At 41.2% G+C, this 14,940-nt stretch carries 16 protein-coding genes; 4 read left to right on the forward strand and 12 right to left on the reverse strand.

The window, feature by feature from the left end; genetic code table 11:
* Positions 1-365 precede the first annotated feature (365 nt).
* A complete protein-coding gene (locus tag ACWPV5_RS05710; protein WP_238395603.1) occupies positions 366-518 on the forward strand; it encodes a hypothetical protein in 153 nt (50 codons plus the stop codon).
* A gap of 239 nt (positions 519-757) precedes the next feature.
* Here ACWPV5_RS05710 and ACWPV5_RS05715 read toward each other — a convergent pair whose 3' ends face one another.
* The 3 genes from ACWPV5_RS05715 to ACWPV5_RS05725 form a co-directional block, all read right to left on the reverse strand.
* Positions 758-2,773, reverse strand: coding sequence for an FtsX-like permease family protein (locus ACWPV5_RS05715; protein ID WP_454382784.1), 2,016 nt, complete (start codon positions 2,771-2,773; stop codon positions 758-760).
* A gap of 12 nt (positions 2,774-2,785) precedes the next feature.
* On the reverse strand, positions 2,786-3,520 hold the full coding sequence (locus ACWPV5_RS05720; RefSeq protein WP_454383438.1) for an ABC transporter ATP-binding protein: 735 nt from the start codon (positions 3,518-3,520) through the stop codon (positions 2,786-2,788).
* Positions 3,521-3,650: 130 nt separating this feature from the next.
* Positions 3,651-3,758 (reverse strand): QVPTGV class sortase B protein-sorting domain-containing protein, encoded by a 108-nt coding sequence (locus ACWPV5_RS05725; protein WP_004256158.1) that lies wholly within the window; start codon positions 3,756-3,758, stop codon positions 3,651-3,653.
* A gap of 710 nt (positions 3,759-4,468) precedes the next feature.
* On the opposite strand from ACWPV5_RS05725, the gene ACWPV5_RS05730 reads away from it, so the two are divergent.
* On the forward strand, positions 4,469-5,377 hold the full coding sequence (locus ACWPV5_RS05730) for a LysR family transcriptional regulator (RefSeq protein WP_044813012.1): 909 nt from the start codon (positions 4,469-4,471) through the stop codon (positions 5,375-5,377).
* A gap of 53 nt (positions 5,378-5,430) precedes the next feature.
* Here the strand turns inward: ACWPV5_RS05730 and ACWPV5_RS05735 are convergent, their stop codons facing one another.
* Genes ACWPV5_RS05735 through miaA form a run of 5 tightly spaced genes read right to left on the reverse strand, consistent with a single transcriptional unit; the run spans position 5,431 to position 9,882 of the window.
* The gene (locus ACWPV5_RS05735) at positions 5,431-6,186 is read right to left on the reverse strand and encodes an SDR family NAD(P)-dependent oxidoreductase (RefSeq protein WP_454382787.1); all 756 of its coding nucleotides are present in this window, start codon (positions 6,184-6,186) and stop codon (positions 5,431-5,433) included.
* 20 nt (positions 6,187-6,206) lie between these two features.
* Positions 6,207-7,136, reverse strand: coding sequence for a ribonuclease Z (gene rnz / locus ACWPV5_RS05740; RefSeq protein ID WP_138335584.1), 930 nt, complete (start codon positions 7,134-7,136; stop codon positions 6,207-6,209).
* A 14-nt stretch (positions 7,137-7,150) separates the two neighbouring features.
* Positions 7,151-7,774 (reverse strand): cystathionine beta-lyase, encoded by a 624-nt coding sequence (locus ACWPV5_RS05745; RefSeq protein WP_454382789.1) that lies wholly within the window; start codon positions 7,772-7,774, stop codon positions 7,151-7,153.
* Positions 7,767-9,005, reverse strand: a complete 1,239-nt coding sequence (gene hflX, locus ACWPV5_RS05750; protein ID WP_454382791.1) for a GTPase HflX — start codon at positions 9,003-9,005, stop codon at positions 7,767-7,769. The genes ACWPV5_RS05745 and hflX overlap by 8 nt, the downstream gene beginning before the upstream one ends.
* Positions 8,998-9,882, reverse strand: coding sequence for a tRNA (adenosine(37)-N6)-dimethylallyltransferase MiaA (gene miaA / locus ACWPV5_RS05755; RefSeq protein WP_454382793.1), 885 nt, complete (start codon positions 9,880-9,882; stop codon positions 8,998-9,000). Before miaA ends, hflX begins: the two co-directional genes overlap by 8 nt.
* 120 nt (positions 9,883-10,002) lie before the next feature.
* Here miaA and ACWPV5_RS05760 point away from each other — a divergent pair, with 120 nt between their 5' ends.
* On the forward strand, positions 10,003-10,173 hold the full coding sequence (locus ACWPV5_RS05760) for a DUF3042 family protein (RefSeq protein ID WP_001051777.1): 171 nt from the start codon (positions 10,003-10,005) through the stop codon (positions 10,171-10,173).
* A 59-nt stretch (positions 10,174-10,232) separates the two neighbouring features.
* The gene (locus ACWPV5_RS05765; RefSeq protein ID WP_261192132.1) at positions 10,233-10,391 is read left to right on the forward strand and encodes a chlorohydrolase; all 159 of its coding nucleotides are present in this window, start codon (positions 10,233-10,235) and stop codon (positions 10,389-10,391) included.
* Here the strand turns inward: ACWPV5_RS05765 and ACWPV5_RS05770 are convergent.
* The 4 genes from ACWPV5_RS05770 to pabB form a co-directional block, all read right to left on the reverse strand.
* Positions 10,388-11,227, reverse strand: coding sequence for a thymidylate synthase (locus ACWPV5_RS05770; RefSeq protein ID WP_454382795.1), 840 nt, complete (start codon positions 11,225-11,227; stop codon positions 10,388-10,390). The two genes, ACWPV5_RS05765 and ACWPV5_RS05770, sit on opposite strands and share 4 nt — an antisense overlap.
* 97 nt (positions 11,228-11,324) lie before the next feature.
* Positions 11,325-12,284, reverse strand: coding sequence for an ROK family glucokinase (locus tag ACWPV5_RS05775; protein WP_454382797.1), 960 nt, complete (start codon positions 12,282-12,284; stop codon positions 11,325-11,327).
* A 111-nt stretch (positions 12,285-12,395) separates the two neighbouring features.
* Positions 12,396-13,088: an excalibur calcium-binding domain-containing protein gene (locus tag ACWPV5_RS05780; protein ID WP_454382799.1), complete on the reverse strand. Its 693-nt coding sequence runs from the start codon at positions 13,086-13,088 to the stop codon at positions 12,396-12,398.
* 108 nt (positions 13,089-13,196) lie between these two features.
* Positions 13,197-14,921, reverse strand: a complete 1,725-nt coding sequence (gene pabB / locus ACWPV5_RS05785) for an aminodeoxychorismate synthase component I (RefSeq protein WP_454382801.1) — start codon at positions 14,919-14,921, stop codon at positions 13,197-13,199.
* Positions 14,922-14,940 lie beyond the last annotated feature (19 nt).

Raw genomic sequence — 14,940 nt, forward strand, 5'->3', positions numbered from 1 at the left:
AAAGCTAAAATGCCAACAATTTCCAGATACCAGACTAGGTTCATCACTCCTGAGCCCGTCGTCTTGATATACAAAAAGAAATAAGAAAGAGGCAATATCAAAGCTAATATCCACAAATTTCGTCTCTGATACTTGAGTTTACTTTTCAACTCTTTATGATATAAAATCAGTAAAATCAAGGGAACAAGATTTAAAAAGAAAGACGCAAACAAGGACAGAAATAGAAAAATTGAAGGACCTAACAGATACGAACTAATGGTGATTAGTGTCAACACAAAGGACACACTCAACAGTTCTTCTCCTATTTTCTCTCCCAGAAAGATAATAGACAGAGAACTATACACCAATAAAAAAGAGTTGAGCGGATGAAGAATATCAAAAAAGTGCAACAGGGTGCTCGCAACTCCTTGATTAAATATGGATTGCCAGCTAATGAGAAACATCATCAGGAGCAACCAGAGTTTCAACTCACTATACCGAAAGGTCACAATATTACAAATATAGCTAAATACAATTAAAGCAATAATCAGCAATAAAACCATCTGCAAGGAAAAATCTGTCGAAAAGTCCAGAGGGGTCCTATAATAAATATAAATCATTAAAGCTAGATAATTCAAAATCGTCAACCACCACAATAAAAGTGAGTTTTTCGAGAGCGATTTGACTAACTGTTTCATATGTATCCACTTTCTGAACTACTTTAATATTATTATAACACAATACCAGAATTGCAGGATAGGCAACTCTGGTATTTGACTTAATTTTCAATAATTTGCCAACTTACTCTGTAAGTCACTAGCAAGTAAAGAACAAAGAGTAAAACCGCTACTCCCAGATAGGTGATATCAATAGAAATGCTAGTATTAGCGAAATTTTCAAAATAGCCCAAAAGAGCGGTGCTCAAGGCAAATGCTAGCGGGCCTGCGATGACCAGCGGAACCAAGAAATAACTTAGAATCTGTTGCAAAAGAATAGAGCGATTTTGCTTTCTCTTGTTCCCAAGAAGATATAAGATTTGATAATCATTAACACTATCCAAAGCACTTGTAGAAGTTTGAAGAGACAAGATACTGAGGGAAATAATGATAAAAATAACACTGACAAAAATCATGACAAAGACAATGACGCCCATAAACCCAAGGTAAATCTCAGAAATTCTTCCTTTCGTTTGATAGACGAACGGATTCAACTCTGCTCCATCACGAGTGAAGTAGTATTTTTCAATCCACTGACTCAAGAATGTTTCTACTTCCCGTTTGTCAATGTTTTCTTTGAAATTGGCAACATAGGTCGTGTGGTCTTCCGTCAATCCAACTACTACCGTATCTGGTACAATCAAGGTTCCTGAGTCATTTGTAGTTACTGAAGATAAAAAATAAACTGTTTCAAGTGGCTTTGAAGAGGCAAGGTTGAGAGAATGACCGTTAATCATGAGGATTTTTGTCGTTGATAGAAAGTCCTGGATCTGCTTGGCAGTTCCTTTATAATTGGCATTGACTAGAAATTGGTTTTCTGCCAAGTCAACCGCTTTTTTCCCTTGCAGTTTGCGGAGATGATTGTAGGCAGAAATTCCTAAAATCGGTACTTTTGATTCAGGAAGTTTCTTATCATGCTCCCAGAGATTGCTAGTATCAATCAAATCTTTATAGGTTAAATCACTAGAATAGATAGGACAGCTGTACTCCTCTTTGATGACATTAAAGTCAAAGCCATCGGCTTTCAATCTGTCTTTGACAGATTCCTGAGAAAATTGAAACTCTTTACCACGGTAGAGATTGACAGTTACGTCATAAGGTGAGTATTTGTTCAGCTCTCGATTCATAGTCGTATAAGCACTACCACTAAAAACGAGCAAGCTGAGTGCCAAGGTCAGAGTCAAGGATAAGACAGCCAACGTGACCGAATTACTATCAGCTTGTTTTGAAAATTGACGAATTTTAAAAGTGTTTAGTTTGTTATAGTAGGTTTGAGGCAGTTTTCTAAGAGAGACCAAGATAAAATGGCTCAAGGTATTGTAAAACAAAATCACAAAAATCACGAAGACAGATACCAGCAAGATACCCCAACTTTTCAAGAGTGATAGATGGTGATAGTCTGAAAAATAGAGAGCACCAAAACCGATAACAGCTGTCGAAAGAATAAAGAGAAGTGCTTGAAGAACTGGCTTGCCTTTTGCCAAGACAGATTTCTTGACCCCATTTTCTTGAATGAGTGCAATGATATTTTGCTTTCTAAAAGTGATAATGTCCATGACACCAACAATAAAACTGGTTACCAAATAGGAATAAACTAGTAAGATGACAGACTTACTATCAAAGAAAAGAATACTACCAAAGTAATTGGCCATGAAAAACTCAGATGCAATCTTAGCTAGAATGACCAGTAAGATCACTCCAAGCAAGAAACCTAGAATCAAGGAAAAGATATTGACCAGCATGGTTTCAAAGAACAGGGTACGGATAATCTGCTTCTTCTTCATTCCCAGCGTTGCATAAAGTCCCAACTCTTTCTTGCGCCGTCCCAGCACAAAATTTGTGGCGTAAACGATGAGAAAGGCAATCGCCGATAGAATCAGATAGGAAAGCAAACCAATGTACTGGCTCATCACCGTCGTCAACGTTTCCTTTGCTCCTGATAAACTTTGCATCACTGGATGGCTTGGTAAAGCATTAAAAGCGTAGAGCAAGCTATAAATCAAGGTCAGACTGAAAAAATAGATGGTATAGGTCTGTAAATTTCGAAATACATTTCGTAAAATCAATTTTGGATACATACTCTCCCCCTCCTATCTGGTACGGCTGTAAATCTCTTGCAAATACTGTTCATTAGATAAGCTGTTACGTTCCAAATCATCCATAATCTTTCCATCGCTAAGTAGCACCATCCGTGAGGAATACTTTGCTGCAGCAGGGTCATGCGTAACCAGTAAAATGGTAATACCAAAACTTTTATTGATTTCCTGCAAAAGCGCCATCAGTTTTTCAGAATTGGCAGAGTCCAAGGCTCCTGTCGGCTCATCTGCGATAATCAGTTTAGAATCATCAATCAAGGCTCTAGCAGTTGCCACACGTTGTCGCTGACCACCTGATAACTGATTAGGAAACTTATCTTTTAAGTTTTGGATGGCCAACTTATCCAAAATTTCCTCAATCTTATCCTGATGTTTTTTGATATTTTTCCCCTGAATTTGAAGAGGTAGAACGATATTTTCATAGACCGTCAAGGTTTCCACCAAGTTGTAGGCTTGGAAAATATAGGAAATGTTTTTAGCACGATAGTCAGCTAGTTCATTTTCCTTAGCATTTATGATGTCAAAATCTTCAAATCGAATCTCACCTGATGTTGGTTTATCAATCGTTGAAATACAGTTGAGGAGTGTTGTTTTTCCACTACCACTGGCTCCCATAATTGCCAGAAATTCACCTTTTTCAACGGATAAGTTCACATCTAATAAAGCATAAACGATATTATCCCCTTGACCAAATGTTTTCGTTAATCCTGTCACGATAAGCTGTTTCATCATTTCATTCCTCCGTTTCTTTATTACGCTCTCATTATACGGTTTCTTTCAAGGTTTGCCATGAGTATTTTGTGCAATATATTCAAGTTATAAAAAACCGATGCCTTTTTCAGGTATCGGTTGATGTTGATTATTTGCGATCGTTTCTTTTTTTCATAAAGTAAACAATCCCTATGACAACAACTCCTAAGACCAGTACAGGTGCATAGAATTCTAGTGTTCCAATAATTCCTTCCATTTTATCCTCCTGTCAAAGAATAGAGGTGGTTTTATCCACAGCGCACGTTTGGCGAAATACATTCATAAGAATATGCAAACCACCAAGCACAGCACCCCTGTGCTGTTAATCTAACAGCCGTATCCTACCCAGCAGCAGATTTTCCATCCAATTCTTGGCTATTAATTTCCATAATCCAAAGAATCAATCTCAAAGTTGTCTTGTTTTATTTGTATTTCTCCCCGTAAATATAACACCAAATCAAAATGTTGTCAATGTTTTGTAATAAAACACTAGAATTCTCCTTTTGTTTTATCTAACAACGAACATTATTTCTCGTACACTCATAGGAATAGGTGAAATACAATCCACAGAGACCTGCTAGTGTCATTTTAAAAGCTGTGTACCACTAGCTTCTAATTTAGTAGAAAGTTCTTGGTTTTCAACCTCAAAACTTAGAGAATCAATCTCTGAACGACTTGTATTTTTAGCCATAAGGTTGCCTCCTTCCTTCTTTTGGATGATCATCTTTACAATAACTAGTATAAACTCTAGTATTGGCTAAGTAATGAGTAAATCGTGCAAGTTTCTTATTTTCGAGGAAAATTTTTAATCTTATTTACTAAATGATTTAGAAGTTTCTTCTTAACTACTTTACAGAGACTCACACAATGCTCCTGATTTTCCTATCTTCTTTGGCGATTCTGACACAAGTGTGGTACAATAAAAACATGAGAATTCAACAATTACACTATATTATCAAAATCGTCGAAACTGGCTCCATGAATGAGGCAGCCAAGCAACTCTTTATCACCCAGCCGAGTCTTTCCAATGCTGTGAGAGATTTGGAAAATGAAATGGGCATTGAAATCTTTATTCGTAATCCTAAGGGAATCACCTTGACCCGTGATGGGATGGAGTTTCTCTCTTATGCCCGTCAGGTTGTCGAGCAAACTCAGCTTCTGGAGGAACGCTATAAAAATCCTGTCGCCCACCGTGAACTCTTTAGCGTTTCGTCTCAGCACTATGCCTTTGTGGTCAATGCCTTTGTTTCTCTACTCAAGAAAAGCGATATGGAGAAATACGAGCTCTTCCTTCGTGAAACTCGTACTTGGGAAATTATCGACGACGTCAAGAACTTCCGTAGTGAGGTCGGTGTCCTCTTTTTAAACAGTTATAACCGAGATGTTTTAACCAAGATGCTGGATGACAACCACCTGCTGGCTCACCATCTTTTTACCGCTCAACCGCATATCTTTGTCAGCAAGACCAATCCTCTGGCAAAGAAAGACAAGGTGAGACTGTCTGATTTGGAAAACTTCCCTTATCTCAGCTATGACCAAGGAACTCACAACTCCTTCTACTTTTCAGAAGAGATTCTTTCTCAAGAGCACCACAAGAAATCCATCGTGGTTAGTGACCGTGCCACCCTCTTTAATCTCTTGATTGGTTTGGATGGATATACCATTGCAACAGGGATTTTGAACAGCAACCTCAACGGAGACAATATCGTTTCTATCCCACTAGATATTGATGACCCAATTGAGCTGGTCTATATCCAGCATGAAAAAACCAGCCTATCTAAGATGGGCGAACGCTTTATCGACTATCTCCTAGAAGAAGTCCAGTTTGATAGTTGAGAAATAATAAGAACCAATATGTAGGCTAGCAACAACCTGCATATTGGTTCTTTTTACTTATAATTAAAAGTTTCCCCTGCCAACTTATCAGCTAGCTTGGGAAAGAGGGTATAAAACTTATGGGCTAGGTTCAACAACATCGGTAGATTGAGTTCTCGTTTGTTTTTTCCTATGGTCTTAACAATTTTTTGCGAGACAGCATCTGGTTCCAATAGAAAACGGTCAACCGACTTGAGATAGGTTCCATCTGGGTCGGCCTGGTCAAAAAATCCTGTACGAATTGGTCCTGGATTGACTGTTGTCACATAGACTCCATAGGGCATAAGTTCGAGACGTAACGCATTTGAAAAACCAATGGCCGCAAACTTGGTCGCTGAGTAGAGACTAGACTTGCCAGTAGCAATCAAACCAGCCATGCTAACAATATTGATGATATGGCCTTTTCGACTTTCCTTCATTCGAGCCGCAAGACGACGAGACAGATTCATCAGGGCAAAGGTATTGACCTCAAACATCTGATGAATATCTTGGTCGGAAATCTGGTCAAATTCCTCAAAGATCCCGTAACCAGCGTTGTTTATCAAGACATCAATCTTGCCATAACGGAGATAGAGGTCTGCTACCAGAGTTTCTAAGGCTGAATCATCGGTAATATCGATTTCAATCAATTCTGCATGGGGATGGTCTCCGTAGAGTTGGGCTAATTTTTCCTTATTTCTACCAAGCAAGATGAGTTGGTCATTTTGCAAGAGTTTGACCATTTCTTGGGCTAGGCCACCGCTAGCTCCGGTAATGAGAATAGTAGACATACTGTTCCTTTCTCAATCTTTTAGATTTCCACTTCTTCCAAGTCTTTGACCACATGGACATTTTCAAAGACACTAGCAGCGTCTTTTTTGAGCTTGCTGATATCTTTTGAGAGGAAACGAGCACTGATATGGTTGAGCAGGAGTCGTTTAGCACCTGCTTCTACTGCTACTTGTGCAGCTTGCATGTTAGTAGAGTGGCCATGGTTACGAGCAATTTTTTCATCACCCTTGCCATAAGTCGATTCATGGACAAGGACATCGGCATTGACAGCCAGACGCACACTGGCATCCGTTTTTCGAGTGTCTCCTAAAATAGTGATAATTTTACCTGGACGTGGAGCTGAGATATAGTCTGCTGCCTTGATTTCAGTTCCGTCTTCCAAAACAACATCCTGGCCGTTTTTGATTTTCCCAAAAAGTGGGCCAAATGGGACACCTGCCGCCTTGAGTTTTTCAGCGTCCAAGGTCCCTTCTAGATCCTTTTGCATGACACGATAGCCAACACAGAAAATAGTATGATCCAGCTCCTCTGCATACACCGTGAATTTATCGGTCTCAAGGATTTTTCCTAGAGAATCTTGGTCAAACTCATGAAAATGAATACGGTAAGGCAGGCGAGAACCCGACACACGAAGACTGGTTAAGACAAAAGACTTGATCCCTTGAGGTCCATAGATTTCCAAATCTGTCTGCTCTTCATTGGCCTGAAAGGCACGACTAGATAGGAAACCTGGCAAGCCAAAGATGTGGTCTCCATGCAAGTGGGTGATAAAGATTTTGCTGACCTTACGTGGTCGAATCGTGGTTTCCAGAATGCGATTTTGCGTACCTTCTCCACAGTCAAAGAGCCAAACTTCGTTAATCTCGTCCAAGAGTTTCAGGGCGAGACTTGAAACGTTGCGGGCTTTAGAGGGCTGACCAGCCCCCGTTCCTAAAAATTGAATATCCATTCGATACTTTCTAATTAATCAATATATAACATGGCTGTGCGGTTTTCCGATCGGAAATAGCGTTTGCCAGAAAAAGCTGTAGCTTCTTGCAGTAAATCCTCTTGGCTGTAGCCTTTGAGACGCTTACGACCATCAGCCAAGCTTTCTAAATCTGTCAAAGCTGTGAGATTTTCCACGTTCACAACTTCCTCGTCCCCGACAGCCTTCATGTAAATCTTGCCAGACTCTTCAAAGACTAGTTGATGGGGAAAAATTTGCGCAATTTCAAAAAGCAAGTCTTCTGAAATAACCTCTTTATTTTCAGAGAAAATTCGACCCAGACCCTCACTCTCATAACAAAAACCAAAGGATTTACCAGACAGATTAAGCCGAATAAAAGGTTTGTTTTCGAGAGTGAAACTTGGCTCAGTATTGTAAAGATTCAGTTCCTGACTGAGTTCCGCAAAATAATCCGTCGCAGCCTCAGGACTCTTTTTCTGGTAGAGTTCTGCAAAGTAAGCATTGACCACGCTAGGCGGAGGTGTGATCAGTGCCAACTGCTCCTGCTTTGTTTTACAAGCTAGAAGTTGATCCAGATAGACCTTATCCAGACTTGTATAGCCCCCATATTTTAGAGCCAACGTTTTAATATCAGTCATAAAATTCCTCTAACCTCCATTTATTTTTCTCGGAAATGTAGCCTGTAATGACTTCCCCATCATCTTGATAATCACGTTCTTCAAGAATCGCAACACTTTCTAAATCATGAATCTTGTAGGACTTTGAAAAAGGCACGCGCAGGGTAAATCTATCAAAAATCTCCTTGATTTTCTCTAAAAACAAAGCCTGCAAATTCTCACGACTATCCTCAGCCTTGGCAGAAATGAGGGCATAGGGCGTTTGGGTCGGCGTAAAATCCTCCACCAAATCCGCTTTATTATAAAGGGTCAGGCGAGGAATATCTTCCATGTCCAAGTCTTTCATAATGGACAAGACTGTTTTTTCATGCTCCTCGTGGTAAGGATTGCTGGCATCGATAACATGAACCAGAAGGTCCACATGCTTGCTTTCTTCCAAGGTTGACTTGAAACTGGACACCAACTCTGTCGGCAAATCTTGGATAAAGCCCACGGTATCTGTCAAAGTTACTTGGAGATTTCCCCCCAGATGGATACTCTTAGTCGTCGCATCGAGAGTCGCAAATAGCTCGTCTGCCTCATACTGGGTCTTACTGGTCAAGGTGTTCATGATAGTTGACTTCCCAGCATTGGTATAACCAATCAAACCAATCTTAAAGGTGCTGGACTCCAGACGTTTTTCTCTGACTGTCGCCCTATTTTTCTCAACCACCTTGAGCTGGCGCTCGATATCTGTGATTTGATTGCGAACGCTACGACGGTTCAGCTCCAACTGGCTTTCACCAGGTCCACGAGAACCAATTCCCCCTGCCTGACGGCTGAGCATAATTCCCTGACCAACCAAGCGAGGCAAGAGATATTTGAGCTGGGCTAGGTGGACTTGGAGCTTCCCTTCATGGCTTCGAGCCCGCATGGCAAAGATATCCAAAATCAACTGCATACGGTCAATGACCTTGACACCCAAAACTTCCTCTAGATTGACATTTTGCCTTGGAGTCAAGCGGTTGTTGACAATGACAGTGGTGATTTCTTCTGCATCCACCATGAGCGCAATTTCTTCTAACTTACCAGATCCGACGAAGGTCTTGGAATCATATTTTTCACGTTTTTGTCTGTAGCTATCTACAACGACTGCCCCTGCCGTTTTCGCTAAACTGACCAATTCTTCCATGGAGAGGTCAAAATTGTCCATACCCTGCAATTCCACACCAATCAGCAGGACTCGCTCCTCTTTTTTCTCCGTATCAATCATCTAAAAACTCCTCTATCTGGCTTAAAATGCGGTCTTTCACACCAGCTTCTCCAATCTGATAAAAGGTGACCTGCATGCGATTACGGAACCAGGTCAACTGACGCTTGGCAAAACGACGGGTAGCCTGTTTGAGATTCTCACTGGCTTCCTCCAAGGTCTGCTCTCCACGGAAATAAGGAAAGAGTTCCTTGTAGCCAATGCCTTTAGCAGCCTGTACATCTGGATAATGGTCAAAAAGCCACTTGGCTTCATCCAAAAGCCCAGCCTCAAACATCAAATCCACTCGATGATTGATTCGTTCATAAAGCTGACTTCGCTCATCATCCAAGCAGATAATCAGCGGTTCATATAGACTCTCTTGATTTTCCAAATCCTGACCAAAATGGGCAATTTCCAAGACACGCATAGCACGACGACGATTAAACTGAGGAATCTCAAGGCCTGCTTGCGCCACAAGATGAGCTAATTCCTCATCCGTATAAGGCTCCAAGCTAGTCCGATAGGACAAAATCTCCTCATGGGGAGTCTCCCCACCCAGGTGGTAGCCTTCAAGCAAGCTCTGGATATAAAGTCCAGTCCCACCGGCGATAATGGCTAGCTTGCTACGGCTGTGAATATCCTCAATAGCCATCTTAGCTTCTGAAACAAAATCAAAAGCCGAGTAAGACTCGGTTACCTCTCTAACATCGATTAAATGATGGGGAACAGCTGCCTGCTCTTCTGGACTAGCCTTAGCCGTCCCAATATCTAGACCTCTATAGACTTGTTGGCTATCTCCACTAACCACTTCGCCATTAAAACGCTTGGCCACTTCAATAGCAAGGGCTGTTTTTCCAACAGCAGTCGGTCCAACAATCACAATTATTTTTGTTTTCATCTTTTTTCCTTGAAAAATTCCCATTTTTTCGTTACTATTATTATAACACAAAAAGGTCAGTCAGAAAAATGTGACCTCTTGAGGAGGCTGGCTGATTGAGAATATAAAGGAGGAAGACTCATGGCTAAAGGATTCGCTAAAGGTCTTGTAACAGGTGTCGCAGGAACTGTCGCTGCACTTGCAGGCGCGGTATACGCATTTAAAAAGAAAGTAATCGAACCAGAAGAGCAAAAAGCAGCTTTCATCGAAGAAAACCGTAAAAAAGCAGCTCGTCGTCGCGTATCACGTTAAGAAACAAAAGAAGTTGGGATTTATTGTCTCAACTTCTTTTTTCTATTCTTTTATACTCAATGAAAATCAAAGAGCAAACTAGGAAGCTAGCCACAGGTTGCTCAAAGCACTGCTTTGAGATTGTAGATAAGACTGACGAAGTCAGCTCAAAACACTGTTTTGAGGTTGTGGATGAAGCGACGCTGACATGGTTTGAAGAGATTTTCGAAGAGTATTAAATAGCTAGGTCAAACTTCAACTGTGGCTTAACGGGGTCATAATCCACCAAGTCAAAATCTTCTGCTTTGATATCAAAGAAATTAGTCCCATCAGGAACATTCAAAACCAAGCGAGGTTGGCAGTCAGACGGCTCACGACGAAGCAATTCCTGAGCTTGTTCAAATTGATTATCATAGATATGGAGGTTGTTGATAAAGTAGAAGAACTTCCCAACCTTCCAGCCAAAATGCTTGGCAATCATCATCTGCAAAGCCACATACTGCATAGCGTTGATATGGTGGGCCACCAACATATCATTCGAACGCTGAGTCAAGGTTGCATCCAGATAGATTTCTCCATCTACACGGCGGACATCAAACATGGTCTGAAAGGCGCATGGGAGTAGCCCATCTGTCTCCTCAAAAGCTTGATAATCCCAGAGAGAGATAATATTGCGGCGGTTCCAAGGGTTGGCTTCCAACTGTTTGAGAATCTTATTGATGATGTCGTGTTTCTTAACAACTGCCCCATAGCGCTCACCGATGGTTCCTGTATCCCCCACTTCCCAGTCATTCCAGTAGTGAACATTGTACTTGTCATTAAGCACCTCTAGGCTATTTGACTGGTCTTGGTAAATCCAGAGCACTTCTTTGATAGCTGATTTGATGGCAATAGGACGCAAGGTTGTGATGGGGAATTCCCCCTTGGCCAAGTCATACTCGGCAAAGGCACCAGTTACGTACTTAGAGTTGGCAACTGTCCCATCCTTGTACTTGGGACGTGCTTGCTCAGAAAAGACACCATCTTTGAGTATTCGTTCAATATTCTCTTTAAAAATCGTATCTGCTTTTGTCATTCTCTCTCACCTCATTTATTGTCCTAACTAGTATAGCATAAAAAAAGAAAGGAGGAAAATCACTCGCTTCTGGAAAGCAATTTTCTCCTTTTTTATTTTATTGCAATACAAGTGATGCTGCTCCGATAACTCCAGCGTCGTTTCCTAAAGTCGCAAGAGCTAATTTTGTTGATGTGCGTACTTGTGGGAAACTATTTTCATCGTAAACTTTTTGAACACCTTGTAGAAGGAATTCTCCCGCAGCTGACACACCACCACCGATGACGATTGTTGATGGGTTTAGAATCGAACCGATGTTAGCACAAGCGATTCCCAAGTAACGTGAGAAGTTACGATAAACGATCAAGGCGAGGTCGTCTCCTTCTTTTGCGAGATCAAAGACAGTCTTAGCGGTTACTTCTTCTCCGTTATCAATCAAGCGTTTCAAGGCTGCATCGCCTTCGTATTCATCAGCATAGCGACGAGTCAAGTTGACAATCCCTGTTGCTGAAGCAACTGTCTCAAGACAGCCTTTTTTACCACAGGTACATGCGATTGGTTGGTCAAAGTCAACAGTGATGTGGCCAAGCTCACCTGCTGCACCAGCAACACCGTGAAGCAATTTGCCTTCTGCGACGATACCGCCACCAACACCAGTCCCGAGTGTCATAAAGACAACATCTGGTTGGTTATCACCAGCACCCATCCAGCGCTCACCAAGAGCTGCTACGTTGGCATCATTATCGATGAAGAATGGAATACCCAAGGCTTTTTCAATCTTTTCTTTAATTGGTTGAAGGGTTTTCCAGTTCAAGTTGTAGGCACCAATAACAGTCCCTTTTTCACGGTCAACCACACCTGGTGATCCCATTCCAATACCTTGGAAGTCCGCTGCTACCAATCCAAGCAAATCCAAACGATGTTGAATAGACTCAATCATATCATCAACGATATGACTTCCCTCATCCAAAATGTTGGTCTTGATAGACCATTTTTCTTGGATTTCTCCTGCTATTGTCAAGATTGCAAATTTGATAGAAGTTCCACCAAGGTCAATCCCAATAATCTTTTGACTCATCATATTCTCCTTTTTCATTATGAATTAATTGAAAATGCTTACAGATATAGTATAACAAAAACTAATCGTTTATGCAAAGGTTTGCATTAACTTTCTGGATTTTATCCTGACTTATGGTTTCCAGAGACCTGAGGCATCTACATAGTAGCGACCTCCATCAACTCGCTCATTTTTAGCCATTTTACCATCCGATTTCAAATAGTAGTTCCCTTGCCAAGCATTGCGAGCATAAGATCCATCTGATTTCAAGTAATACCAAGCTTGATAGGTAGCATCATAAACCCATTCGCCTTTAGCCATTTTACCGTTTGATTTAAGGTAGTAAGCTCCTTGCCATGTACTGTAAGCATAAGATCCATCTGATTTCAAGTAATACCAAGCTTGATAAGAATCATCATAAATCCATTCGCTCTGGGCCATTTTTCCGTCTGCTTTCAGATAATAACTTCCTTGCCAAGTATTTTTCACTGGATTTCCATTTCCATCAAAGTAGTACCAAGCACCGTCCTGCTTAACCCAACCACTTGTTGTAGATGAAGTTGTGTTGGTTTGAGCCGCAGTTGCTTGTTTTGCTTTAAAGGCACCCTTAGGAGCATTTTTCAATTCGCAAGCCACACCATCATGATCGCGGTCTAACTTGGCAGAATAACCAGGATCCCCCTCATGAAGATCCGAATAGCCATTAGCCCAAGCTTCCTTACAACTAGAAAAATGAATGTTTTCTTCCGCTAAAACTGGTTGTGAAAACAAAGCCAAAACTGGCAATGTAGCCAGACTCATTTTTAAAAATAGACGTTTGTTCATCTTTTTCTCCCATAATTATGATATCGATTTCATGTTTATTTTATCAGATTTATTTCTTCAATTCAAGGAAAAATCAATCCTAGTTCTTATAACTTTTCATTACAATTCTTATTTTTGTTTTTGAATAAATAACTCATACAAACCTCTCACTGCATTACAGCCGTAAATAGCTTCTGCTTGGGCTAAGTCTTTCAAGGTCAAGACTTTCTCTTCTACCTGTCCTGTTTCTAGTAAATACTGGCGATAAATTCCTGGCAAGATACCAAGTCTGATAGGTGGTGTGTAGAGTTTCCCAGCAATTTTCAAAACCAAATTTCCAATAGATGTTTCAAGAAGTTCTCCAGACTTATTATGGTAAATCTTCTCTTGTTCCCCTAGGTTCAAATGCGGTCTATGAGTTGTTTTAAAGTAGGTAAATGCTTGCTGCAAATTGGATTCCTGAAGACAGAGTTGGACATGGCAGAAGGTTGGACTAAGAGGTTCCAATACTTGACGATCGACTTCTATCTCTCCAGATTTGCTAAGGCTAATTCGCAAACGGTAGTCTTGATTATCATCACAAGCCTGACACTCTTCCTCTATCTTTTGTCTTAAGTCTTCTGCATCAAAAGGAAAGGCAAAATATCGACTTGCTTTTCTCAGTCTTTCCAGATGTTGTTCTTCAAACAATAAGTTCTTCTGGCTGATTTTCCCTGTAGTAATCAGTTGGAAACGAGCTTGTTTACGATAAAGAACTGCCGCCTTTTGATGAACCTCGCGGTATTCAGATTCCCATGTGCTATCCCATGTAATGCCTCCGCCAACTCCATAGATAGCTTGCCCCTTGTAGAGTTGAATAGTCCGAATGGCCACATTGAAAATCCGTCGTCTATTTGGAAGCAAGAGACCAATCGTTCCACAGTAGACTCCTCTAGGTTGTGGCTCCAAGTTCTTAATGATTTCCATAGTCGCAATTTTCGGTGCACCCGTTATGGAACCACAAGGAAAGAGAGAACGGAAGATTTCAACAAGGTCAACATCCTCTCGCAACTGACTCTTGATGGTCGAAGTCATCTGCCATACAGTAGAATACTGCTCCACTTGACACAGACGCTCCACATGCTCGCTCCCCACCTCAGAAATACGGTTCATATCATTGCGCAAGAGGTCCACAATCATCATATTTTCAGAGCGATTTTTGGGATCCTGTTCCAACCAACTGGCCTGCTCCAAATCTTCTTGGTCAGTCATGCCACGCTGAGTCGTTCCCTTCATTGGTCGCGTTGTCAACTCACGGTCATTTTGCTCAAAAAAGAGCTCTGGACTCATGGATATCACTGCCATCTCGTCATGTTCAACATAGGCATTGTAGCCCGCCTCCTGTTCTACCACCATGCGATTGTAGATGGCAAAAGGATTGGCACTTAAGTCCTGTTTGAGTTGGACGGTGTAGTTGACCTGATAGGTGTCTCCCTGCCGCAAATGATGATGTATCTGTGCAATAGCCTTTTCATAGTTTGCTGCAGACGTTACTTCCTGCCAGTTTGAAGGCAAATCAACCTCATCATAAATCAGAGGAATAGGGGATGTTTCTACGCTATCATGAACTGTAAAATATAGCAGGTACTCTGCCAGTAAAGGAGCTTTATGAACTGCTAATTTCTCCTCAAAAGCAGGTGCAGCCTCGTAGCTGACATAGCCCACCACATAGTAGCCCTGCTCTTGGTAGCTTTCCACTTGTGCCAACAAGTCTGCCACTTCTGCTAAATCTCTCGTTTTTAACTCTTTGATAGGCTGGGTAAAGGTGTATCTCTCCCCAAAAGCCCTAAAATCAATCACTGTTTTTCTATGCATACCTTAAGTATAGCACAAA

This window comes from Streptococcus sp. Marseille-Q7156 (assembly GCF_965119495.1).

Bases quoted from the DNA above. Each gene is read 5' to 3' on its own strand.
- ACWPV5_RS05710 (WP_238395603.1), top strand. From the start codon at position 366: ATGAAGAATATCAAAAAAGTGCAACAGGGTGCTCGCAACTCCTTGATT.
- ACWPV5_RS05715 (WP_454382784.1), bottom strand. From the start codon at position 2,773: ATGTATCCAAAATTGATTTTACGAAATGTATTTCGAAATTTACAGACC.
- ACWPV5_RS05720 (WP_454383438.1), bottom strand. From the start codon at position 3,520: ATGAAACAGCTTATCGTGACAGGATTAACGAAAACATTTGGTCAAGGG.
- ACWPV5_RS05725 (WP_004256158.1), bottom strand. From the start codon at position 3,758: ATGGAAGGAATTATTGGAACACTAGAATTCTATGCACCTGTACTGGTC.
- ACWPV5_RS05730 (WP_044813012.1), top strand. From the start codon at position 4,469: ATGAGAATTCAACAATTACACTATATTATCAAAATCGTCGAAACTGGC.
- ACWPV5_RS05735 (WP_454382787.1), bottom strand. From the start codon at position 6,186: ATGTCTACTATTCTCATTACCGGAGCTAGCGGTGGCCTAGCCCAAGAA.
- rnz (WP_138335584.1), bottom strand. From the start codon at position 7,136: ATGGATATTCAATTTTTAGGAACGGGGGCTGGTCAGCCCTCTAAAGCC.
- ACWPV5_RS05745 (WP_454382789.1), bottom strand. From the start codon at position 7,774: ATGACTGATATTAAAACGTTGGCTCTAAAATATGGGGGCTATACAAGT.
- hflX (WP_454382791.1), bottom strand. From the start codon at position 9,005: ATGATTGATACGGAGAAAAAAGAGGAGCGAGTCCTGCTGATTGGTGTG.
- miaA (WP_454382793.1), bottom strand. From the start codon at position 9,882: ATGAAAACAAAAATAATTGTGATTGTTGGACCGACTGCTGTTGGAAAA.
- ACWPV5_RS05760 (WP_001051777.1), top strand. From the start codon at position 10,003: ATGGCTAAAGGATTCGCTAAAGGTCTTGTAACAGGTGTCGCAGGAACT.
- ACWPV5_RS05765 (WP_261192132.1), top strand. From the start codon at position 10,233: ATGAAAATCAAAGAGCAAACTAGGAAGCTAGCCACAGGTTGCTCAAAG.
- ACWPV5_RS05770 (WP_454382795.1), bottom strand. From the start codon at position 11,227: ATGACAAAAGCAGATACGATTTTTAAAGAGAATATTGAACGAATACTC.
- ACWPV5_RS05775 (WP_454382797.1), bottom strand. From the start codon at position 12,284: ATGAGTCAAAAGATTATTGGGATTGACCTTGGTGGAACTTCTATCAAA.
- ACWPV5_RS05780 (WP_454382799.1), bottom strand. From the start codon at position 13,088: ATGAACAAACGTCTATTTTTAAAAATGAGTCTGGCTACATTGCCAGTT.
- pabB (WP_454382801.1), bottom strand. From the start codon at position 14,921: ATGCATAGAAAAACAGTGATTGATTTTAGGGCTTTTGGGGAGAGATAC.